Here is a 20,985-nt window from a genome sequence, read left to right on the forward strand (position 1 = left end):
TGATGGCCGCCGCGCAGACCTGCCCCTATGGGAGCTGGCCCTCGCCGATCGATGCCGGCCTCGCGGCCTCGCTCGACGGACGTCCCGAGTACCTCGGCGCGGTCGGCCCCGAGGTGTGGTGGACCGAGCCCCGGCCGCGGGAAGCCGGCCGCCGCACCCTCGTGCGCCGCCGCCCCGCCGGGTCCGGGACGGAGGTCAGCGAGCTGCCCGCGCCGTGGAACGTGCGCAGCCGGCTCACCGAGTACGGCGGACTGCCCTGGGCGGGCACCGAGCGGGCGAGCGGCGGCCCCCTGCTGGTCTTCGTCCACTTCGCCGACCAGCGGCTGTACGCGTACGAGCCGGACGCGCCCGGCGCCCCCGACCCGCGGCCCCTCACCCCGGTGTCCGCGACCGGCGGCGGGCTGCGCTGGGCCGACCCGGTACTGCGCGGTGACGAAGTATGGTGCGTGCTGGAGGAGTTCACGGGACCCGCACCGACCGATGTGCGCCGGGTGCTGGCCGCCGTCCCGCTGGACGGATCGGCGGCCCGGGACCGCGCCGCCGTACGGGAGCTCACCGACGACCGGCACCGCTTCACCACCGGCCCCAGGCTCTCCCCGGACGGCCGGCGGGCGGCGTGGCTGGTGTGGGACCACCCCCGGATGCCCTGGGACGGGACCGCGCTGCAGCTGGCCGAGGTCACCGCCGACGGGCGGCTCGCCGGCGCCCGGACCGTCCTCGGCGGCCCCGACGAGTCCGTCGCCCAGGTCGAATGGACGGCCGACGGAACCCTCCTCGCGGTCAGCGACCGCGGCGGCTGGTGGAACCCGTACCGGGTGGACCCGGACACGGGGCGGGTCGTCAACCTGTGCCTGCGGGAGGAGGAGTTCGGCGGAGCCCTGTGGAAGCCCGGACTGCGCTGGATCGCCCCGCTCCCCGACGGACTCGTCGCCGTACTGCACGGCCAGGGATCCTCGGTGCTCGGCATCCTGGACCCGGAGAGCGGCGACCTGGTGGACGCGGCCGGGCCCTGGACGAACTGGCAGCCGACGCTCGCCGTGCACGGCAGCCGGGTCTACGGGGTCGCCGCGAGCCCGCGCAGTGCCTACGAGGTGGTCGAGCTGGACACCGCGAGCGGGCATGCCAGGGCCGTCGGCGCGCAGGGCGCGGACCCGGTGGATCCGGCCTACTACCCCGAGCCGCAGAGCCGTACCTTCCTCGGCCCGGACGACCGGCAGATCCACGCGCACGTCTACCCGCCGCACCACCCGGCCTGCCGGGCACCCGCCGACGAGCTGCCCCCGTACGTGGTGTGGGCGCACGGCGGGCCCACCGACCACGTGCCCCCCGTACTCGACCTGCACATCGCCTACTTCACCTCGCGCGGGATCGGCGTGGTCGAGGTGAACTACGGCGGCTCCACCGGCTACGGCCGCGCCTACCGGGAGCGGCTGCGCGAACAGTGGGGCGTGGTGGACGTGGAGGACTGCGCGGCGGTGGCCCGCGCACTGGCCGCCGAGGGCACCGCAGATCCCGCCCGGCTCGCGATCCGCGGCGCCAGCGCGGGCGGCTGGACTGCGGCTGCGTCGCTGGCCGCGACGGACCTGTACGCCTGCGCGGCGATCATCTATCCGGTGTTGGACCTGCTGGGATTCGCCGAGGAGACCCACGACCTGGAATCCCGCTACATCGACGGCCTGGCCGGCCCGCCCCAGACTCTCGCCGTCGTGAGCCGCGAGCGCTCCCCGGTGGCCAACGCCGACCGGATCACGGCGCCGTTCGTCCTGTTCCAGGGACTGGACGACGCGGTCTGCCCGCCGGCGCAGGCGGAGCGGCTGACGGCCGCGATGCGGGGCCGCCCGGTCCCGCACGCCTACCTGGCCTTCGAGGGCGAGGGCCACGGATTCCGCCGCGCCGACACCATGGTCCGGGCGCTGGAGGCAGAACTGTCGCTGTACTCCCAGGTCTTCGGGATCGAACGCAGCGACGTGCCGAGGCTTGCCCTGGAGACCTCTTCGTGAATCTCAGACCATGACGAGCAGGCGGGTCCTCGCCTTGAGCTTCCTGTTCACCGAACGGCTCTGGACGTAGACCTCCAATTCGGGGTTGTGGCCCGCCTTCACGGAGACCGTACCCCGGATTCCCGTGCCGAAGAGGAGGCTGCGCGCCGCGTCGCCCGTGTAGGCCCGGTCGGTTTTCTTCTCGACGACGACGACCTCCTTGTCGGGCTGCACCTGCACGCGGCTTCCCAACTGGTAATAGCAGGAGCCTCGTTCGTAGACCACATCCGGGTGGGCATCGACGAAGGCGCGGATTCCCATGTCCTCGTCGACCTCCAGCAGCCGGTATTTGCCGGCCGCGATCGGTTCGAGTTGGGCGCGTACGTCGTCGACGGAAACGTCCTGGCCGACCGCGAACAGGTTCTTCGTGCCTCGCACGCCCTTCTCCCGGCCGCGCAGGAAACCGGTGGCGGCGGCGCGCACGGTGCCGATGGCCTCCTTGACGCCCTCCTGGGAGTCCGCGTCCCAGATGGCGATGTTCCCCGCCGGGAAGCCGTAGTTCTGGGCGGTCCGCTTCGCCAGGGAGTTCGGGACGAGGATCGCGGAGGTCCAGTGGTCCGGGAGCGAGCCCATCGTCGCCGTGATCCGGTCGAGCCAGGGGCCGAGCACAGCCATGTCGCCGTCGTGCCGGCGGTCGCCGCCCGAGGCGTTCTCCTCGCCGTCCGTCACCACGATCTGGAGGAAACTGTGCTCGCCGTATTCCTCCCAGATGTGGCCCAGGTCGTCCAGGGATTTCAGGGATGCCTCGATGAGAGCGGTGGCGCCGTTCTTCACCCGGTAAAGGCCCCGCATGGACGGCAGGTGTTTCACGTCCATGTCCCAGACCAGGTTCTCCACCCTGTGGTCGAAGGAATAGAGGCTGATCCGCGTCTCATGGCCGAGACGGTCCGACTCGGCCTTCAGCCCCGACACGAACTCGTCCACGACCCGGATGAGTTGATTCTGGTGCTGATGCATGGAACCCGAACAGTCCACCACCAGCGCGACGTGGTTCACCTTGTGCTGGATCCTGTGTGCGGACATGACTGCGCTCCTTTTCCGAAGCTCCCCGAGTGATGTCTCCACACTATGGGGACCCACTGACAACGGAGCTTGACGGAAAATCACCCGCAGCAGGACACCGTCATGCGGTCGTCACGGCGGCTTTCACGAGGTCCGCAGCCAGACGCGCAGCGGGCCGACGGGGGTGAATCCGTTGCGCAGTGCGGCGTCCAGGTCCTCGCCGTGCTCGTATCCGACCACCGGCAGGTCCGGCCGGCGGGCGGCGATCGCGGTCAGGGCGCCCGCCCAGGCCGCGTCGGCGTCTGCCCCGTCACGGGCGAACAGGTTGGAGACGCCCACCACGCCACCGCCGGTGTGCAGGGCGGCCCCGGCGACGATCCGGCCCCCGGCGCGGCCCGCGAGGAAGGCGCTGTCACCGCCGAGCAGGGAGGGCTTGAACAGCCCGTTGCTCTCCCCGCCGTTCCAGGCGGCCTCCCAGGCCGCCAGCTCCGTGGCGTCGCCGGCCTCGGACCACTCCAGTGCGGCAGGGCCCGCCGCCGGGACCGTTGCCCCGGCCGGGCGGTGGATCCACTGCGCCTCGAACAGCACCTCGAAGCCGTCCCCGGCCAGGTCCAGGGCGGCGAAGCTGTCCTTCACCGAGCAGCCGGGGGAGGCGGTGTCGACCGACAGGAGCACACGCTCCACCGGGACGGCCGCGTCCAGGGTCACGGCATCGGGATACAGCGGCGGGGTCCGCACCGGGCTCAGCCAGAGGTCCCCGCCGTCGTACCGAGGCGACAGCCCGTGCGCGCGGCAGACCGCGTCGCACCACGAGGCGTTGTTCAGCGCGGCCCGGCGGCGCAGCGCCGCACTCGTCCCATCCGTGATCATGATGCGATCGTGCCACAGCACCTAGCCTTGGCGGATGACCTTTTCGACCTTCGTCCGCGAGGGGAGCCGCGTCGGCCTGCGGCCCTACCGGCTCGCCGACGGGCCCGAGTTCACCGCGCGCGTCCGCGAGAGCCGGGACCTCCACCACCCCTGGCTGTACCCGCCCGCCACCGTCGAGGAGTACGAGCCCTACGCCGCCCGGCTGACCGAGGGCGACGCCCGCGCCGGGTTCCTCGTGTGCGAGCTCGGCACCGGAGCGCTCGCCGGATTCGTCAACATCAACAACATCGTGCGGGGCGCCTTCCAGTGCGGGGCCCTCGGCTACGGGGCCTTCACGCACGCAGCGCGCCGCGGGCTCCTGCGCGAAGCCCTCGGCCTGGTCCTCGACCACGCCTTCGCCCCCGCCGGAGAGGGCCTCGGCCTGCACCGGCTGGAGGCCAACGTCCAGCCCGGCAACACCGCTTCGATCGCACTGGTCCGCGGCGCCGGCTTCCGGCTGGAGGGCTTGTCCCCCGACTTCCTCCACGTCGACGGAGCCTGGCGCGACCACGAACGCTGGGCCCTCACCGCCGGGATGCCGCGCGCACGATGACGCCGCAGGCGGCGGCGTCGACCGGCCCCGGCTCCGCCCCGGGCTCCGGTCGCGACGATTTCCTCCGCCGCGGCGCCTCATCGCGCAGGATGGGTGGATGCGCACCCTCGTACTGCTCGACGCCCCGTCCAACCTGGGTCTGCGGCCGCCCGCGCCCGGGACCGTCCCCGGTGTCTACAAGCTCGCGGGCGCCCTGCGCGAGCACGGTCTGCTGACCAGGCTCGGCGCGCGCGAGGGCGGTGTCGTGGTCCCGCCCCGCTACGACCGCGGCGACTGGACGGAAGGCGACGGCGTCTTCAACGCCGACGCGCTCGCCGCGTACACCGTCGCCCTCGCCGACCGGATCGAACGCCATCTGCGGGCCGGGGAGTTCCCCGTCGTCCTCGGCGGGGACTGCTCCATCCAGCTCGGCGCCTCGCTCGCCATGCGCCGGACCGGCCGCTACGGTCTGGCCGCCGTCGACGGCTCCGCCGACTTCCGCCACCCGGGCAACACCGCCGTCAACGGGCCCGTCGGGGCCGCGGGCGGCGAGGAGCTGGCCCTGGCCACCGGCCGCGGGCAGGCCTCCCTCAGCGACATCGAGGGCCTCGCGCCGTACCTGCGCGACGAGGACGTCCGGCTGTTCGGGATCCGGGACGGGGACGCGGACCTCCTCGAGCTGGCGGAAGCCGGGATCTTCGCCGCCACCGTCGGCGAGATCCGCCGCCGGGGCGCCGCGGCCGTCGCCCGCTCCGCGCTGGAGGGCCTTCACCCGCCGGTGACCGACGGATTCTGGGTGCACCTGGACGCCGACGTGCTCGACCCGGAGGTGATGCCCGCCGTGGACAGCCCCGACCCCGGGGGCCTGCTGCCCGAGGAACTCGCCGAACTGCTGGGCGTGCTGGTGGGCTCCCCGCGCTGCGTCGGGCTGAACGTCACCATCTACGACCCGGACCTCGACCCGGACGGCCGTGCGGGCGCGCTCCTCGCGGATCTCGTGACGGGAGCCCTTGCGTCATCCTGACCGGTGGTGATCCGCGGAATCCCTGTGCACCGGCCGCCGTGGCGTGTTCCATTTCCTCATGGCCACCACCGTCCGACGTGCCGTACTGACCCTCCCCGCAGCCCCGTTGGGCTCCGACAACCCGCTGCCCGCCCTGCGCGCACCCGACGGCGTCCACGTCCTGGACGAGCGCTCCCGCGACGGTCTGCCGCGGGACATGGCCCGGCAGATCGGGTATGCCCCGCTGCGCTCGCTGCTGCCCGTACGGATCCGCGACGGGTACCGGCGGGAGCGCGCGGAGCGGGACTTCGAGGCCGTCGTCATCGAGAACGAGCACCTGCGGGTCACGGTGCTGCCGGGTCTGGGCGGGCGCGTCCACTCGCTCGTCCACCTGCCGACCGGGCGCGAACTGCTCTACCGGAACCCGGTGTTCCAGCCCGCCAACTTCGCGCTGAACGGCGCCTGGTTCTCCGGCGGCATCGAGTGGAACACCGGCGCGACCGGCCACACCACCCTGTCCTGCGCCCCCCTGCACGCCGCACTGGTCCCCGCCCCGGACGGCGGCGCGATGGTCCGGCTGTGGGAGTGGGAGCGGCTGCGCGACCTGCCCTTCCAGGTGGACCTGTGGCTGCCCGGGGACTCGCAGTTCCTCTACGTCGGCGTCCGCGTGCGCAACCCGCACGAGCGGCCCGCACCCGTGTACTGGTGGTCCAACACCGCCGTCCCGGAGGACCCGGGCAGCCGGGTCCTGGCCCCCGCCGACGCGGCCTGGCACTTCGGGTACGAGCGCTCGCTGCGCCGCGTCCCGGTGCCGGAGTGGGAGGCCGCGGACCGCACGTACCCGCTGCGCAGCGAGTACCCGGCCGACTTCTTCTACGAGGTCCCGGACGGGGCCCGGCCCTGGATCGCCTGCCTGGACGCCGGTGGGCGGGGGCTGGTGCAGACCTCCACCGGGCGGCTGCGGGGCCGCAAGCTGTTCGTGTGGGGCGCGGGCGGCGGCGGCCGGCGCTGGCAGGAGTGGCTGACCGAGCCGGGCACGGGCGGCTACGCGGAGATCCAGGCCGGGCTGGCCCGGACCCAGTTGGAGCACGTACGGCTCGAGGGCGGGGCGGAGTTCAGCTGGCTGGAGGCGTACGGGCCGCTGTCGGCGGAGCCCTCGGCGGTGCACGGAGCGGACTGGGCGGCGGCCCGCGGCGCGGCGCAGGACGCGCTGGAGGCCGTACTGCCGCGGGAACACGTGGACGCGGCGTACGAGGCGTGGCGCGGTAGCGCCGACACCGAACCGGGGGAGCGGCTGGCGGTCGGCTCGGGCTGGGGAGCGCTGGAGGTGCTGTGCTCCGGCCACCGGCTGCCGGGCACGCCCTTTGAGGAGTCCACGCTGGGCGAGGAGCAGGAACCGTGGCTGGCCCTGTGGCGCACGGGCGTTCTGCCCGCCCCGCGCCGGATGGTGCCGCCGGGGCCGAGCCTGGTCGCCGCGCACTGGCGGGACATGCTGGAGACGGCTCCCGCCGATCCGCTGACCGAGTACCACCTGGGGGTGGCGCAGTGGCACGCGGGCGACACCGCCCAGGCGGTACGGAGCTGGGAGCGCGGCCTGGCGCTCGCCCCGTCGCGGTGGCCGCTGCTGCGCTGCCTGGCGGTGGCGGACGCACTGGCGGGCGATGCGGCGCGGGCCGCCGACCGATTCGCGGCGGCCTTCGAGGGCATGGCGGTGGAGAGCCGCGGGGACGGGCCGTGGACGGCCGCGGAGTCGGCCCTCGGCCAGGAGGCGATGGCCGCGCTCCTCACGGCGGGCCGGCTGCCCCAGGCCCGGGCCGTCTGGGACGGGCTCCGGCCGGCCCTGCGCGAACAGGGCCGCTTCCGGCTGCTGGCCGCCCGGCTGCTCGCGGCGGAGGGCCATGTGCGGGCGGCCCGCCGTGTTTTCGAGGACGGCTTCGAACTCCCCGACCTGCGGGAGGGCGAGGAATCCCTGTCCGAGGTGTGGTCCGCCCTCACCGACTGCCCGCTGCCCGCCCGCTACGACTTCCGGATGCGGCCGCCGGTCTGATCCCCCGCCCGCGGGCGGGCACCCGCCACCGCCGCCGCGGGCTCAGGCCCGGCACAGGATCTCGGCGTTCAGGACGGAGAACCAGGCGTCCGGATCGGTGCCCCAGGCGTGCCAGGCCTCCGCCGCCGCCTCCAGCTCGCCGGTCGTCGCGTGGCCGCCGCGGACGGCGATGCCCGCGTACGAGGAGGCCTTCGTCCGGTCGGCCCACAGCGCGGACCACCACGCCGTCTCCTCCGGGGTGGCGAAGCACCAGGCGGTGGCCGAGGAGGCCACGTCCGTGAAGCCGGCCTGCCGGGCCCAGGACCGCAGCCGGCGGCCCGCGTCCGGTTCGCCGCCGTTGGCTCGGGCCACCCGCCGGTACAGGTCCAGCCACTCGTCGAGCCCCGGCGTCGCCGGGTACCAGGTCATCGCCGCGTAGTCGGCGTCGCGCGCGGCGACCAGCCCGCCCGGACGGCACACCCGCCGCATCTCACGCAGCGCCCGCACCGGATCCCCGACGTGCTGCAGCACCTGGTGGGCGTGGACCACGTCGAAGGAGTCGTCCGGGAAGTCCAGCGCGTGCACGTCCGCGACGGCGAAGGACACGGCGCCGTCCAAGCCCCGCTCCGCCACCTGCGCCCGGGCCTGCGCCAGGACGTCCTCGGCCGCGTCGACGGCGGTGACCCGGCCGCCCGGTGCGACCAGCTCGGCCAGGTCCGCCGTGATGGTGCCCGGGCCGCACCCGACGTCCAGCACCGACAGGCCGGGGCGCAGCTCGCCGATCAGGTAGGCGGCGGAGTTCTCGGCCGTGCGCCAGCGGTGCGAGCGCAGGACCGACTCGTGGTGGCCGTGCGTGTAGACGGCGGTCTCCCTGGCGGCGTTCGTGGCGTCCATGGCCGTACCCCTCCTGGTCGAAGCGTTGGGACCACCGTAAGTGACCAGTTCGTCATTTGAGATCTGCGTTTTGACATGTGGACACCACTCTTTCCTTGCAGGGGCTTCGGGTGGGTATCTGGCAGCGCGGTGCGCGGGCGAGGAGGGTTGCAGCGCGGGAGTCACCCCCGGCGGAGGGCGGTGGGGGAGCCATGTTCCGACACGCTGCTCGAACGGCACGCCGAAGCGCTGCGCTTCTTCGGCGAGCAGGTGCGCGCCGTGAGGGGCGACCAGTGGGCCGCGCCCACGCCGTGCACGGAATGGACCGTGCGGGTTGGGACAGGGCCTCAGGGGCCGCGCACGCCGCCTTCGCCGCCTCCGGCGCGCTGGAGCGGACCGTGCGCCTCTCGTACGGGCCCGCGCCGGGGTCGGCGTACTGCGCGGAGCTGACCGCCGACTGCGTCGTGCACGGCTGGGACCTCTGCCGCGGCATCGGGGTCGACGACCGGCTGCCCGTAACCCTCGTCGAGTTCTCGATCAAGGAGCTCATGCCGTACGCCGACGCACTGGCGGCCGGCGGCATGTACGCGGAGCCGGTCGAGGTCCCCGCGGGTGCGGACGCGCAGACCAGGCTGCTCGCGATGGTGGGGCGCAAGGGCTGACGCCCGAAGCCGACGGGCGGGCGGCGTGTCGGCGGGCCGGGGTGACGGTCGGCGTCGGACAACGGGCATATACGGCCAATTAATCGTATAAAGGTCAGGATCGGCGGAGTGCGGCGCGACGAACGCGGAAGGCGGACAGCGGTGGCGGGGATGCAGCGCACGACGGCGGAGGGCCGCGGCCCGGTCCGCTACGGCCCGCCCGCGCCGCAGCCGGGCCTGCCCGTGCTCGCCGAACTGATCTCCGTCCTCGGCGCTGCCGCCGGGCGCTCCGCCCCGCAGCCCCCGGGCGGCGGGGATTCACTGCGCGAGGCGGCCTGCCGGTACTGGGGCCGGCGCGGGCTCGCCGCCTCACCGGAGAACGTGGCGGCGGGCCCCGGCGCCCCGGCGCTGCTCCTGGCCCTCCTCGGGGCGTACGGGGGCGATGTGATGCTGCCCCGGCCCTGCCCCGCCTGGTGGACCCCGCAGGTCAGGCTGCTCGGGCGGCGGGCCTACCACGTGCCGACCCCGGCCGAGTGCGGCGGCGTACCGGACCCCTACGCCCTGCTGGAGACCGTACGGCGGGTGCGTGCCGAGGGCGGCGACCCGCGGGTGCTGCTGCTGTCCGTCGCCGACGACCCGACCGCGACCGTCCCGCCGCCCGAGCTGGTGCGCGAGGCCTGTGAGGCCGCCGAGTCCGCCGGGCTGTTCGTCGTCAGCGACGAGAGCTGGCGCGACACCCTCCACCGGCCCCACGACGACCTCGTCCTGAGCCCCGCCGAGATGCTGCCCGACCAGGCGGCGGTCCTCGTCGACCTGTCCGGCGCGCTGCTCCCGGCAGGCTGGCCCGCCGCCGTGGTCCGCTTTCCCGGCACGCCGCGCGGGGTCCGGCTGCGCGCCGGCACCCTCGACGTCCTCACCGCCACCGGCGCCGTGGTCGCCGGACCCGTCGCCGGCGCCGCCGCGCACGCCCTCGACGAACCCGACGCCGTCGCCGCCCGCGCGTACGAGGCCGCCCGACTGCACGGCCTGGTGGCCGCCGCCGCGCACCGGGAGATCCGGGCGGCAGGAGCCCTGGCCAGGCCTCCGCAGGCCGGACGCCACCTCTACGCCGACCTCACGCCGCTGCGCGCCGGACTCGCCCGGCACGGCGTCGGCGACGCCATGGAACTGGAGGACTGGCTCGGCGGCCGCCTCGGCGCGCCCACCCCCGGCGGGCAGCGGTTCGCGGACGAACTCGGCGCACTGCGCGTCAGGTTGTCCACCGGGCCGCTGCTGGGCTCCACCCCCGAGGAGCGGCTGGCGGTGCTCACCGCCCGCGACCCGCTCGAACTGCCGCACGTGCGGAGCTCCCTGGACCTCCTCGGATCGGTCCTGGCCGGGCTGGCCTGACCCCCGGGCCGCCCGGCCCGCCGCGACCCCGCACCCGCACCCGCACCCGCGACCACGGCGAACGGAGACTTCTCGATGAGCGACCGGACGGACGCCGCCCCCGCACCCGCCCCGGCCGCCCCCTCCGCGGGGCCCGTACGCCAAGCCGCCGGCCGGCCGGCCCCGCTCCCCTCCGCCCCCCGCCCGCTCGGCGAACACCGGCGCTGGCCCCGCTCGTTCGCCGACCGGCTGACCGCCCCGCTCCCCGGCGTCCGCGCCTTCGCCCGGCTCGCCCGCGAGGGCGCCTTCCGGCCCGGCCCCGAGGGGCTGCGCGGCATCCCGGACCTGCCGTACGAGCCGGGCCCGCTGCCGGCGACGGCCCCCGGCGAGGTGTCCGTCACCTGGGCCGGGCACGCCAGCTGGGTCGTGCGGACCGGCGGACTGACCGTGCTGACCGACCCCGTCTGGTCCCGGCGGATCCTCGGCACCCCGTCCCGGATGACGCCCGTCGGGGTGCGCTGGGAGGACCTGCCGCCGGTGGACGCGGTCGTGATCAGCCACAACCACTACGACCACCTCGACGCCCCCACCCTCAGGCGGCTGCCCCGGGACACCGCCCTCTTCGTCCCGGCGGGCCTGGCGGGCTGGTTCCGCCGCCGGGGCTTCACCCGGGTCACCGACCTCGACTGGTGGGAATCCGCCGAACTGGGCGGCGTACGGTTCGAGTTCGTCCCGGCCCACCACTGGTCGAAGCGGTCCCTGCTCGACACCTGCCGGTCGCTGTGGGGCGGCTGGATCCTCACCGACACCCTGAGCCCGGTGCCGAGGAAGGTCTACTTCGCGGGGGACACGGGCTACGGCCGCTGGTTCCGCGAGATCGGCCTCCGCCACCCCGGCATCGACCTCGCCCTGCTGCCCGTCGGTGCGTACGCCCCGCGCTGGTGGCTCGGCGACGTCCACGCCGACCCGGAGGAAGCGGTCCAGGCCTGTCTCGACCTCGGCGCCCGCAGGATGGCCCCCATGCACTGGGCCGCCTTCGTGCTCTCCGCCGAACCGGTCATGGAGCCCCTGCACCGCACCCTGGCCGCCTGGTCCCGGTCGGGACTGCCCCGCGAAGACCTCTGGGACCTCCCGGTCGGCGCCTCCCGCACCCTGCCGGACCCGGACCCGGACCCGGACCCGGACCCGGACCCGGACCCGGACCCGGAACTGGATCCGGATCCGGTGACGGAGACGGCGGACCCGGATACGCATACGGCCACCGGCCCGGACACCGCCTAGTGCCGCCGGGCACGGCCGCCCGGCCGGGACACCACCGGCACGACACCCTCAGGCCGTGCCTCCCGGGCTACGGCGCAGCCGGCGCCAGGCCGCCGGGCCCGCGCTGATCAGCAGGGCCAGGCCGACCGCCGCGGCCACCCCCTTCCACGGCTCCGAGAAGAGCGAGCCGCCCAGGATGCCGATCAGCCCGTACGTGGCCGCCCAGGCCACGCAGGCGGGGCCGTCGCCGCGGGCGAACCGGCGCAGCGGCAGCCCGGCCAGCAGACAGGCCAGCATCACCGGGATCCGGCCCGCCGGGACCAGCCGGGAGAGCACCAGCACCGTCACCCCGTGCTCGTCCAGCCGGGTCTGAGCCTGCTCCAGCCGCTCGGGCGTGGCCCGTCCGCGCAACGCCGCCAGCCACCGCGAGCCGTTGCGGGACCGCACGCCGCGCTGCCCGAGCCAGTACAGCGCCAGGTCCCCGGTGAAGGCCGCCAGCGCGGCCACCGCGAACACCGCCAGCACCCCGTAGGGCGACTGGTGGTGGAACGCCACCACCGCCGCCGAACTCACCAGCGCCCCCGTCGGAATCACCGGCACCAGTGCCCCCAGCGCCACCAGCACGAACAGCGCCGGATAGCCCACCGCCTGCTGGGTGGTCTCCGGCGGTACCTGGCCGGCCCCCGCGGCTGCCGCCGCTGCCACAGCCGTGAGGTCGCGGAGCGTCACGGCAGCCGCACCCGCTCACCGTGCCCCGGTACGCGCACGCACACCTCGGGCGCCAACTGCCGGGCGCGCCGTTCGAACTCCTCGCCGGGCGCGTGGAACTCGTGCGGCCGCACCGCGTCCATCCCCACCGGCCAGTACGTCCCGTAGTGGACCGGCACCGCCGCCGCCGGGGCCAGCCGCACCAGCGCGTGCGCCGCCCGCCCGGCGTCCAGGTGCCCCGGCCCCAGGTACGGACCCCAGCCGCCCACCGGCAGCAGGGCCACGTCCACCGGCCCGACCTCGTCGGCCATCGTGGCGAACAGCCCGGTGTCCCCGGCGAAGTACGTTCGAGCGGAGCCCAGAACCACGTATCCGAGCGCCGGCGCGCGGTGCGGCCCGAACGGCAGCCGCCGCCCGTCGTGCCGGGCGCTGACCGCCCGGACCCGTACGCCCTCCGTCACGCGGACCTCTTCGCCCGGCGAGGTCTCCGTCACCGTCAGCCCGCGCAGCCCGGCGAGCCGGGCCAGCCCCGGGACCGCCCGTCGCGCCCCCCGCGGGACCAGGAGCCTGGTCCCGGGCGCGAGCCGCCCCAGCGACGGCAGGTGCAGGTGGTCCGCGTGCAGGTGCGACACCAGCACCACGTCCGCCACCGCCGCCTCGGGCGGCGGGAGCGCTCCGCGGCGCCGCCGCAGGTGTGCGAGCCGCCGCGTGAACAACGGGTCCGTCAGCAGCCGCACCCCGGAATCCTCGACGGTGCACGTCGCATGGCCCCACCAGGTGATCTCCACCGGCACCAGGCCCTCCCTCCCTCGCCGTCCCGTCGGACTCGGGGTGTCCTACCCATCATGCCGGGCCGGCGGCCCCCGCCACCGCGTCGGAATCCGAACCCGGCAGCCCCTCCTCTCGGGCGGCGGATCGGAGTAGGGTCCGGCGGCATGGAAGAGTTGCGCGTGGCCGCGATCGCCAGCCTGGCCCCGCTCGAAGACCTGGACGCCGACCCCTTCGCCGTCGACTCCTGCGGCCAGCACGCCGTGTGCGCACGCTGGGCGGCGGACCGGGGGTACGTGGTGACCAAGCAGCTGCTGGTCTACGGGATGCGTGCGGACCACTGCGGATTCTGGTCCGAGATAGCCAGCGGGCGGGTCGACCTCTTTGTCGCCGCCAACCAGCGGGTACTGGCCCGCGCGCTGTGCTGCGTCGAGGAGTTCACCGCCGAATGCGCACGGCGCGGGCTGCGCCTGGAGACCGCCGGGGACGAAGAGCCCCGGTACACCTCCGCGATGAAGGCCGAGGTGCACCGGCGGCTGTCCATGCCGACCGCAGGCTGCGCCCGCACCTGACCGCCGCCCCGTCCGGCCGCATCCGGCCGTACTTGCGCTCAGGTCCCCGCCCGGCCGACCCGCCGCGCGCTCCTGCACGCCGTACGGCCGCCCGGCCGTGCCGCCCCCGCTGTGCGAGCCTGGAAGCGGGAGACGAGCCAGGGGGTGGCAGGTGCGGCGACGGCGGTGGCGGACCACGGGCAACGCCCTGGTGCGGGTGGTCCTCGTCTGGGCGGTGTCCACCCTCACGATGCTCGCCCTGGCCGGAATCCTCCCGGACTTCCGGCTCCGGTCCGGCGACAGCGACAGCATCACGCAGATCGGCCTCACCGCGGCCTGGGGTGCCGGCGCCTTCGGCCTGCTCAGCGCCCTCGTCTGGCCCGTGCTGGTACGGGCCCTGCTGCTCGTGCCCGCCCTCGTGCTGGGACTGCTCGTCTTCTTCCTGAACGGCTCGCTCCTGCTGATAGCGCTCAGCCTGATCCCCGACGGGCGGGGCGAGGCGGCCCCCGAGACCGCGGTCGTCGTCGCCGCCGTGATGTCCGCGGTGGCCTCGGCGACCTCCACCGCGCTGGCGGTGCGCGACGACGAGGCCTACCGGCGCCGGCTCTACCGGCTCGCCGACCGGCGCCGCCGCCGGCAGGGCCCCGCAGCCGCGCCCCGCACGGGGGCGGCCGCGCCCGGGCTGTTGGTCCTCCAGCTCGACGGGGTCGGGTACGAAGTGCTGCGAGAGGCCTGCAACAGCGCGCTGATGCCGACCGTCGCCGGCTGGCTGGAGCGCGGCCACCGGATCACGTCCTGGCGCACGGACTGGTCGAGCCAGACCGGCGCCAGCCAGCTCGGCATCCTGCACGGCTCCACCTTCGACGTGCCCGCCTTCCGCTGGTACGAGAAGGACACCCGCGAGGTGATGGTCTGCAACCGGCCCACCAGCGCCGCGGAACTCCAGCGGCGGGCAGTCGAACGCACCGGCGACGGCGGACTGCTCACGCTCGACGGGGCCAGCCGGGGCAACCTCTTCAGCGGCGGCGCACACCAGCTGGCGCTCGTGCTCTCGGTCTCGGCGCGGCGCGGACGGGCCAACCGGTCCCGCTCCGGCTACTTCGCGTACTTCTCCGATCCGGCCAACGCCGTCCGCACGGCCCTGTCCTTCGTCGCCGACGCGGGCCGCGAGGTCGTCCAGTCCCTGCGGGCACGGATCCGCGGGGACCGGCCGCGGGTCTCGCGCGGCGGGCTCTACCCGCTGATCCGCGCCTTCGCGACCGTGGTCGAGCGGGACGTCGTCGTGGCGGCGGTGATCGGCGACATGCTCGCGGGGCGCTCCGTGGTCTACGCCGACCTCGTCGCCTACGACGAGGTCGCGCACCACTCGGGCCCGCGCGGCCGGGACACCGACCAGGTGCTGGAACGCCTCGACCGCAGCCTCGCGCTGATCGCCCGGGTCGCCGAGCACGCACCGCGCCCGTACCGCATCGTGCTGCTGTCCGACCACGGCCAGAGTCCGGGGGAGACCTTCCTCGCACGGTACGGGCTGACCCTCAAGGACCTGGTGCGGGCGGGCTGCGGACTGCCCGTCTCCCGCAAGGCCGGCCGTACGAGCAGCGGGGCCGAGGCCCGCGCGGCGGTCCTCGCCGCCCTCCACCGGCCGGAGGAGGAGGGTGAGGACCGCCCGGTGACGGGATCCGACCCGGTGGTGCTGGCCTCCGGCAACCTCGCCCTGATCTCCTTCCCGGACGTCCCCGGACGGGCCTCCAGGGCCTGCATCGAGCGTGCGCACCCCGCGCTGCTGGCGACCCTGGCGAACCATCCCGGCGTCGGCTTCCTGCTGGTGGACGGGGTGGTGCTGGGCGCGGGCGGGGCCGAGGCCCGGCTGGACGCGCCCGGCGAGGCGGAGGAGATGCTGGCCGCCTTCGGGCCGGGCGCGGCCGCGGCCGTCCGCCGGGCCGACGCCTTCCCGCACGTCGCCGACATCATGGTCAACTCGGCGTACGACCCGGAGACGGGCGCGGTGCACGCCTTCGAGGAGCAGATCGGCTCCCACGGCGGCCTGGGCGGGGAGCAGGGGCATCCGTTCCTGATGTGGCCCGCGGAGCTCTCGGACCCCGGTGATGAACTGGTCGGTGCCGAGGCCGTGCACGGGGTGCTGCGCGGCTGGCTCAGGGAGGCGGACGGCCCGCAGGTCCCGGTGGCCGTACCGGGGGACAGGTGGGCGGCCGACCCCGCGTCCCGCGACACGGAGCGGTACGCGGCAGCCCCGCCCGCGGAGGCCGTGGAAGCGGTCGGCGGGGAGACCTCGCGCAAGGCGCCGCAGAATTCCCCGTCGGAAGGCCCCAACGGCGGAATCCTTCCTTCCGGGGGGCTGACCGCGCGGGACGAAAACCGCTGATTTGGTACGTCCCGTACGGTGGCCGACCATGTGTCGACCCGCCCACCATGTGAGACGACCCGAGGCGCACCACCGATGACCAGCACCGCAGCCCTGCCCGCCGAGGCCACCGCACCCCCCGAGCCGGGCCGCGACCCCCATGCCCGGCGCTTCGGCCTCCCCATCGCGACCTGCCTGGTCATGGGCAACATCATCGGAGGCGGGATCTTCCTCCTCCCCGCCTCCGTCGCGCCCTTCGGCACCATCAGCCTCCTCGCCTTCGCGGTGCTCACCCTCGGAGCGATCGCCCTCGCGCTCGTCTTCGGCCGCCTCGCCCACCGGCACCCGCAGACCGGTGGTCCGTACGTCTACGCCCGCGCCGCCTTCGGCGACTTCGCCGGCTTCCTCGCCGCCTGGAGCTACTGGATAACCTCCTGGGTGTCGAACGCGGCCCTCGCCGTCGCCTCCGTCGGCTACCTCTGCGTCCTCTTCCCGGCCATCGGCGAGCACAAGTGGTCCATGTGCCTCGCGGCCCTGGCCATGCAGTGGCTGCCCGCGCTCGCCAACCTGGCCGGCACCCGCTACGTCGGCGCTGTCCAACTCGTCGCCACCGTGCTGAAGTTCGCCCCGCTGCTGCTGGTGGCCGTGGGCGGCCTGTTCTTCTTCGACCCCGCCAACCTCGGCCCGTTCCAGGCGACCGGCCAGAGCCCCGCCGGCGCGCTGTCCGCCTCCGCGGCGATCCTCCTCTTCAGCTACCTCGGTGTGGAGTCCGCCGCCGTCAGCGCCGGAGAGGTCCGCGACCCCGCGCGCAACGTCGGCCGGGCCACGATCCTCGGCACCACCGGCGCGGCCGTCGTCTACCTCCTCGGCACCCTCTCCGTCTTCGGCCTCGTCGCCCACGAGAAGCTGGTCTCCTCCCAAGCCCCCTTCACCGACGCGGTCGACGCCATGTTCGGCGGCACATGGGGCGGCACCCTCGTGGCCTGCGCCGCCGTCGTCTCGATGGCCGGCGCCCTCAACGGCTGGACCCTGCTCAGCGCCCAGACCCCGTACGCCGCCGCCAAGGACGGGTTGTTCCCGCGGGCCTTCGAGAAGAAGCGGCGCGGCGTCCCGGTCGTCGGCGTCGTCGTCACGACCTCCCTGGCCTCCGCCCTGACCGTCTACAACTACACGGCCGGCTCCGAGGGCGTCTTCGAGATCCTCGTCCTCGTCACCACCTTCACCGCGACCGTCCCCTACCTGCTCTCCACGGCCGCCCAGATCTACTTCCTGCTCTCCGGCCAGGGCGAACGCGTCCGGCGGGGGCGCCTGGTCCGTGACGGTGCCCTCGCCGTCCTGGCCTTCGGCTTCTCCATGTGGCTGGTGGCCGGCTCCGGATACGCCGCCGTCTACCAGGGCGTGCTCTTCCTCTTCGCCGGCGTCGCCGTGTACGCCGCGATGGCCGCCCGCAGGCAGCGGACAGCGGCCTGACCTGCGCGGTAGCGTGGAAGGACAGCGCCTTTCAGGGGGCACGAAAGGTTCGCCATGTCCGCGATCAGAGAAAGCATCGAGATCGACCGCAGTCCCGAAGAGGTCTTCTCCTACGCCTCGGACGCCTCCCACCTGCCGGAGTGGCAGAAGAGCGCCGTGTCGGTCCGGGGCGCCGGACATCCGGCCGTCGGCTCGCTCATCGCCGTGCGGCGCCGGATCGGCCGCCGGGAGTTCCCGACGACCATGGAGCTCACCGAGTACGACCCGCCGAGGAGCTGGCACCTGCACGGCATCGACGGCCCGGTCCGCGGCGACGTCCGGGGCACCGTCGAGCCGCTGGGCGACGGGACGCGCTCCCGGCTCACGCTGAGCCTCGACTTCGAGGGCCACGGCCTCGGCAGGGTCCTCGTACCGCTCGTCGTCAAGCCGTACGCGCGCAAGGAGATACCGCTGAACGAGGAGAAGCTCAAGCACCTCATCGAGACCTGAACCGGGCGGCGCCCGGGCGAAAACCGGATGCCGGGCGGTGTGCGGTGTGACCACACTGGCCGCACCACACACCGCCCCGCCCCGAAGGACGTCCCCGCCCGTGCAGGCTGCCGTCACCGTCACCCCCGCCCAGATCCCCGAACTGCTGCTCGGCCTCGCCACTGTGCGGCCCGTGTTCCTCTGGGGGGCGCCCGGCATCGGGAAGTCCTCACTCGTACGGAAGTTCGCCGACTCCCTCGGCCTGGAGTGCGTCAGCCTCCTCGGCACGCAGCTCGCCCCCGAGGACCTGATCGGGGTACCGCAGATCCGCGACGGCCGCTCCGTCTTCTGCCCGCCCCAGGCCATCGCCCGGGACGAGCCGTACTGCCTCTTCCTCGACGAGCTCAACGCCGCGAGCCCGGACGTCCAGAAGGCCTTCTACTCGCTGATCCTCGACCGCCGGATCGGCTCCTACCAACTGCCCGCCGGCTCCATCGTCATCGGCGCCGGCAACCGCGCCACGGACAACGCGCTGGCCCGCCCCATCGCGTCCGCGCTGGTCAACCGCCTCACCCACGTCCACCTGCGGGCGTCCGCGCAGGACTGGCTGGTGTGGGCCGGCGAGCACGGCATCCACCCGTGGGTCACCGACTACCTCACCGACCGGCCCGACCACCTCTGGTCGCAGCCGCCCAAGACCGAGGAGCCCTTCTCCACCCCGCGCTCCTGGCACATGCTCTCCGACGCCCTGCACTCCTTCGGCGCGGAGCTGGACGAGCAGACCCTCAAGGTGGTCGCCCACGGCACGCTCACCCCCGCGCACGCCGTCTCCTTCTGCGGCTATGCCAAGATCGTGCGCCACACCTTCGGCATCGAGGCCATCCTGAAGGGCGACGCCTCCTGGCCCGCCCGGCTCCAGGACCGCGACCTGCTCTACTACCTCGCGGAGGCCTTCCGGGGCCGCCTGCTCAAGGAACTCCCGGCGCAGAAGGAACACGTCTCGCCCGCCCTGCGCCAGCACACCCACCGCTTCAAGTCGCTCCTGGTCCAGCTCGCCGAGATCTCCGTCGAGGTCGCCCAGACCGTCATCGCCGACGACGCCGACGGCCTGCCCGTGCTGCCCGGGTGGTTCCTGATCGAAGCCGCCCGGGACATGCCGCGGCTGGTCGAGGCCCGCCGGTGAGCCGGAGTGGGAAGGCCCGGACGAAGGCCGCCGCCAAGCCCGACCCTGCCGCACAGGCCTTCGCCGAGGGCCTCGCCCTGGTCAAGCAGAACCCGGCCCTCGGCGCCCTCGACGGCAAGATCTGCCGCGAGCCCGGCTGCCCGCAGTCGCCGGCCCAGGGCCTGGCCGCCGTCACCTCCAACGGCGTCGTCCACGTGCACCCCACGCGGCGGGCCGAACCCCGCGAATGGGCGTGGGCGATAGCCCACGCCCTCCTGCACCTCGGCTTCGGTCACGTGCCGGCCGCCGAGGACGAGAACCGCACCCAGCCCGATCCCTTCGACCTCGCCGCCCGCTGCGCGGTCGTCAACCGCTTCCTGCTGACCTTCCCGGTCGGCCGCACCCCCGACCACCTGCCCGGCGCCTATCCGGGCGGCGACGAGGACGAGCTCGCCGCCCGCTGGCGCCGCGACGGCATCCCCGCCGACTACGAGCACTGCGGCACCGCCGGGCGCGGCCCCGACCAGGTCCTGACCACCTGGCGGGCCTGGGGCGGCGCCGCCGTCCCCGACTGGCAGAGCGCCTTCGCCGCCGCCCTGACCCGCAGTGTCTCCGCCGCCATGGACGCGGCCGGCGGCCGCCGCGACCGGAACACCGGCGAGCGGGTGGAGCAGCGCCCGTGGGACCGGGCCCTGAACTGGTTCGTGTCCTCGTACCCGCTGCTCGGCGGGCTCGCCGCCGGCCTGACCGTCGTCGCCGACGCCGAGCTGGCGCGCGCCCAGGACATCGCCGTCGCGGCCGTCAGCGCCACCGCGGGGGAGATCTACATCAACCCGCTGCGCACCTTCCAGGACGACGAGTGGCGGTTCATCCTGGCCCACGAGATGCTGCACGCCGCCCTGCGCCACGGTGGGCGCCGCGGCGGCCGCGACCCGTACCTGCACAACGTCGCCGCCGACTACGTCGTCAACGACTGGCTGGTCGAGATGCGGATCGGCAGCATGCCCGAGGGGCTGCTGCACGACCCGGCGCTGCGCGGGCTCTCCGTCGAGGAGGTGTACGACCGGATCGCCACCGACCTGCGCCGGATGCGGCGCCTGGCCACCCTGCGCGGCAAGGGCGCCGGGGACATCCTGGGCGAGCCCCTCGCGCACGGCGCGGCGCGCCCGTACACGGACCTCGACGACTTCTACCGGCGCGGCCTCGTCCAGGGCTTCGACCTGCACGTGCGTGACGGGCGCGGCCTGCTGCCCGCCGGGCTCGTCCAGGAGATCCGGGCCCTCGCCCACCCACCCGTGCCCTGGGACGCCCGGCTCGCCCGCTGGTTCGACGAGTACGTGCCGAGGCCGGAGCCCGTACGGTCCTACGCCCGTCCGGCGCGCCGCCAGGCCTCGACGCCGGACATCCCGCGCGCGGGGCGGTACTTCCCTCCCGAGGAGACCGCCCGCTGCACCTTCGGTGTGGTCCTCGACACCTCCGGGTCGATGAACGCCGCACTGCTCGGCAAGGCGCTGGGCGCGATCGCCTCCTACGCCGAGGCCCGCGACGTCCCGGCGGCGCGGGTGGTGTTCTGCGACGCGGCGCCGTACGACGCGGGCTACGTACCGCCGACCGAGATCGCCGGCCGGGTCCGGGTCCGCGGCCGGGGCGGCACGGTGCTCCAGCCGGGCGTGGACCTGCTCCAGCGGGCCGAGGACTTCCCGCGCTCGGCGCCGCTCCTGGTGATCACCGACGGCTGGTGCGACACCCTGCGCATCCGCCGCGAGCACGCCTACCTGATCCCCCAGGGAGCCTCCCTCCCCTTCACCCCCAGGGGTCCCGTCTTCCGCCTGACCTGACGGCC

Annotated in this window: 18 protein-coding genes and 1 pseudogene; 14 read left to right on the forward strand and 5 right to left on the reverse strand. The window is 74.6% G+C overall.

Annotation, left to right across the window (positions count from 1 at the left end; translation table 11 throughout):
- Positions 1-2 precede the first annotated feature (2 nt).
- Positions 3-2,000: a prolyl oligopeptidase family serine peptidase gene (locus ACZ6JS_RS18570; RefSeq protein ID WP_469299153.1), complete on the forward strand. Its 1,998-nt coding sequence runs from the start codon at positions 3-5 to the stop codon at positions 1,998-2,000.
- A gap of 3 nt (positions 2,001-2,003) precedes the next feature.
- On the opposite strand, the gene ACZ6JS_RS18575 is transcribed toward ACZ6JS_RS18570, so the two are convergent.
- Both ACZ6JS_RS18575 and ACZ6JS_RS18580 read right to left on the reverse strand, forming a co-directional pair.
- Positions 2,004-3,062 (reverse strand): vWA domain-containing protein, encoded by a 1,059-nt coding sequence (locus tag ACZ6JS_RS18575; RefSeq protein ID WP_469299154.1) that lies wholly within the window; start codon positions 3,060-3,062, stop codon positions 2,004-2,006.
- A gap of 123 nt (positions 3,063-3,185) precedes the next feature.
- Positions 3,186-3,911 (reverse strand): hypothetical protein, encoded by a 726-nt coding sequence (locus ACZ6JS_RS18580; protein WP_469299156.1) that lies wholly within the window; start codon positions 3,909-3,911, stop codon positions 3,186-3,188.
- A gap of 34 nt (positions 3,912-3,945) precedes the next feature.
- On the opposite strand from ACZ6JS_RS18580, the gene ACZ6JS_RS18585 reads away from it, so the two are divergent.
- The 3 genes from ACZ6JS_RS18585 (at position 3,946) to ACZ6JS_RS18595 (ending at position 7,532) form a co-directional block, all read left to right on the forward strand.
- Positions 3,946-4,503: a GNAT family N-acetyltransferase gene (locus ACZ6JS_RS18585; protein WP_469299158.1), complete on the forward strand. Its 558-nt coding sequence runs from the start codon at positions 3,946-3,948 to the stop codon at positions 4,501-4,503.
- A 97-nt stretch (positions 4,504-4,600) separates the two neighbouring features.
- Positions 4,601-5,506 carry an arginase family protein gene (locus ACZ6JS_RS18590; RefSeq protein ID WP_469299160.1) on the forward strand — a complete coding sequence of 302 codons (906 nt, stop codon included), beginning with the start codon at positions 4,601-4,603 and terminating at the stop codon, positions 5,504-5,506.
- A gap of 58 nt (positions 5,507-5,564) precedes the next feature.
- The gene (locus tag ACZ6JS_RS18595) at positions 5,565-7,532 is read left to right on the forward strand and encodes a DUF5107 domain-containing protein (protein ID WP_469299162.1); all 1,968 of its coding nucleotides are present in this window, start codon (positions 5,565-5,567) and stop codon (positions 7,530-7,532) included.
- Positions 7,533-7,574: 42 nt separating this feature from the next.
- Here the strand turns inward: ACZ6JS_RS18595 and ACZ6JS_RS18600 are convergent, their stop codons facing one another.
- Positions 7,575-8,405 carry a methyltransferase domain-containing protein gene (locus tag ACZ6JS_RS18600; protein WP_469299163.1) on the reverse strand — a complete coding sequence of 277 codons (831 nt, stop codon included), beginning with the start codon at positions 8,403-8,405 and terminating at the stop codon, positions 7,575-7,577.
- 75 nt (positions 8,406-8,480) lie between these two features.
- Here ACZ6JS_RS18600 and ACZ6JS_RS18605 point away from each other — a divergent pair.
- The 4 genes and pseudogenes from ACZ6JS_RS18605 to ACZ6JS_RS18620 all read left to right on the forward strand — a co-directional run.
- Positions 8,481-8,675, forward strand: a pseudogene (locus ACZ6JS_RS18605) (hypothetical protein); the annotation flags it as partial.
- A complete protein-coding gene (locus tag ACZ6JS_RS18610) occupies positions 8,597-9,046 on the forward strand; it encodes a TIGR03086 family metal-binding protein (RefSeq protein ID WP_469299164.1) in 450 nt (149 codons plus the stop codon). The pseudogene ACZ6JS_RS18605 and the gene ACZ6JS_RS18610, both read left to right, overlap by 79 nt.
- Before the next feature lie 150 nt (positions 9,047-9,196).
- Positions 9,197-10,414, forward strand: a complete 1,218-nt coding sequence (locus ACZ6JS_RS18615; RefSeq protein WP_469299166.1) for an aminotransferase class I/II-fold pyridoxal phosphate-dependent enzyme — start codon at positions 9,197-9,199, stop codon at positions 10,412-10,414.
- 75 nt (positions 10,415-10,489) lie between these two features.
- Complete coding sequence (locus tag ACZ6JS_RS18620) at positions 10,490-11,674, forward strand: MBL fold metallo-hydrolase (protein WP_469299167.1); 1,185 nt, start codon at positions 10,490-10,492, stop codon at positions 11,672-11,674.
- 48 nt (positions 11,675-11,722) lie between these two features.
- Here ACZ6JS_RS18620 and ACZ6JS_RS18625 read toward each other — a convergent pair whose 3' ends face one another.
- Complete coding sequence (locus ACZ6JS_RS18625) at positions 11,723-12,382, reverse strand: DedA family protein (protein ID WP_469299168.1); 660 nt, start codon at positions 12,380-12,382, stop codon at positions 11,723-11,725.
- Complete coding sequence (locus ACZ6JS_RS18630; protein WP_469299171.1) at positions 12,379-13,155, reverse strand: MBL fold metallo-hydrolase; 777 nt, start codon at positions 13,153-13,155, stop codon at positions 12,379-12,381. Before ACZ6JS_RS18630 ends, ACZ6JS_RS18625 begins: the two co-directional genes overlap by 4 nt.
- 141 nt (positions 13,156-13,296) lie before the next feature.
- Here ACZ6JS_RS18630 and ACZ6JS_RS18635 point away from each other — a divergent pair, with 141 nt between their 5' ends.
- The 6 genes from ACZ6JS_RS18635 (at position 13,297) to ACZ6JS_RS18660 (ending at position 20,980) form a co-directional block, all read left to right on the forward strand.
- The gene (locus tag ACZ6JS_RS18635; RefSeq protein ID WP_469299173.1) at positions 13,297-13,701 is read left to right on the forward strand and encodes a hypothetical protein; all 405 of its coding nucleotides are present in this window, start codon (positions 13,297-13,299) and stop codon (positions 13,699-13,701) included.
- Between the two features lie 151 nt (positions 13,702-13,852).
- Positions 13,853-16,063: a phage holin family protein gene (locus ACZ6JS_RS18640; protein WP_469299175.1), complete on the forward strand. Its 2,211-nt coding sequence runs from the start codon at positions 13,853-13,855 to the stop codon at positions 16,061-16,063.
- A gap of 75 nt (positions 16,064-16,138) precedes the next feature.
- A complete protein-coding gene (locus tag ACZ6JS_RS18645; RefSeq protein WP_469299177.1) occupies positions 16,139-17,512 on the forward strand; it encodes an amino acid permease in 1,374 nt (457 codons plus the stop codon).
- A 54-nt stretch (positions 17,513-17,566) separates the two neighbouring features.
- Complete coding sequence (locus ACZ6JS_RS18650; RefSeq protein ID WP_469299179.1) at positions 17,567-18,001, forward strand: SRPBCC family protein; 435 nt, start codon at positions 17,567-17,569, stop codon at positions 17,999-18,001.
- A 100-nt stretch (positions 18,002-18,101) separates the two neighbouring features.
- The gene (locus tag ACZ6JS_RS18655) at positions 18,102-19,163 is read left to right on the forward strand and encodes an ATP-binding protein (RefSeq protein ID WP_469299181.1); all 1,062 of its coding nucleotides are present in this window, start codon (positions 18,102-18,104) and stop codon (positions 19,161-19,163) included.
- Positions 19,160-20,980, forward strand: coding sequence for a vWA domain-containing protein (locus ACZ6JS_RS18660; RefSeq protein ID WP_469299183.1), 1,821 nt, complete (start codon positions 19,160-19,162; stop codon positions 20,978-20,980). The genes ACZ6JS_RS18655 and ACZ6JS_RS18660 overlap by 4 nt, the downstream gene beginning before the upstream one ends.
- Positions 20,981-20,985 lie beyond the last annotated feature (5 nt).

Source organism: Streptomyces sp. NPDC046349, assembly GCF_055587885.1.

Coding starts and splice junctions, on each gene's coding strand:
- ACZ6JS_RS18570 (WP_469299153.1), top strand. CDS start 3: ATGGCCGCCGCGCAGACCTGCCCCTATGGGAGCTGGCCCTCGCCGATC.
- ACZ6JS_RS18575 (WP_469299154.1), bottom strand. CDS start 3,062: ATGTCCGCACACAGGATCCAGCACAAGGTGAACCACGTCGCGCTGGTG.
- ACZ6JS_RS18580 (WP_469299156.1), bottom strand. CDS start 3,911: ATGATCACGGATGGGACGAGTGCGGCGCTGCGCCGCCGGGCCGCGCTG.
- ACZ6JS_RS18585 (WP_469299158.1), top strand. CDS start 3,946: ATGACCTTTTCGACCTTCGTCCGCGAGGGGAGCCGCGTCGGCCTGCGG.
- ACZ6JS_RS18590 (WP_469299160.1), top strand. CDS start 4,601: ATGCGCACCCTCGTACTGCTCGACGCCCCGTCCAACCTGGGTCTGCGG.
- ACZ6JS_RS18595 (WP_469299162.1), top strand. CDS start 5,565: ATGGCCACCACCGTCCGACGTGCCGTACTGACCCTCCCCGCAGCCCCG.
- ACZ6JS_RS18600 (WP_469299163.1), bottom strand. CDS start 8,405: ATGGACGCCACGAACGCCGCCAGGGAGACCGCCGTCTACACGCACGGC.
- ACZ6JS_RS18610 (WP_469299164.1), top strand. CDS start 8,597: ATGTTCCGACACGCTGCTCGAACGGCACGCCGAAGCGCTGCGCTTCTT.
- ACZ6JS_RS18615 (WP_469299166.1), top strand. CDS start 9,197: ATGCAGCGCACGACGGCGGAGGGCCGCGGCCCGGTCCGCTACGGCCCG.
- ACZ6JS_RS18620 (WP_469299167.1), top strand. CDS start 10,490: ATGAGCGACCGGACGGACGCCGCCCCCGCACCCGCCCCGGCCGCCCCC.
- ACZ6JS_RS18635 (WP_469299173.1), top strand. CDS start 13,297: ATGGAAGAGTTGCGCGTGGCCGCGATCGCCAGCCTGGCCCCGCTCGAA.
- ACZ6JS_RS18645 (WP_469299177.1), top strand. CDS start 16,139: ATGACCAGCACCGCAGCCCTGCCCGCCGAGGCCACCGCACCCCCCGAG.
- ACZ6JS_RS18650 (WP_469299179.1), top strand. CDS start 17,567: ATGTCCGCGATCAGAGAAAGCATCGAGATCGACCGCAGTCCCGAAGAG.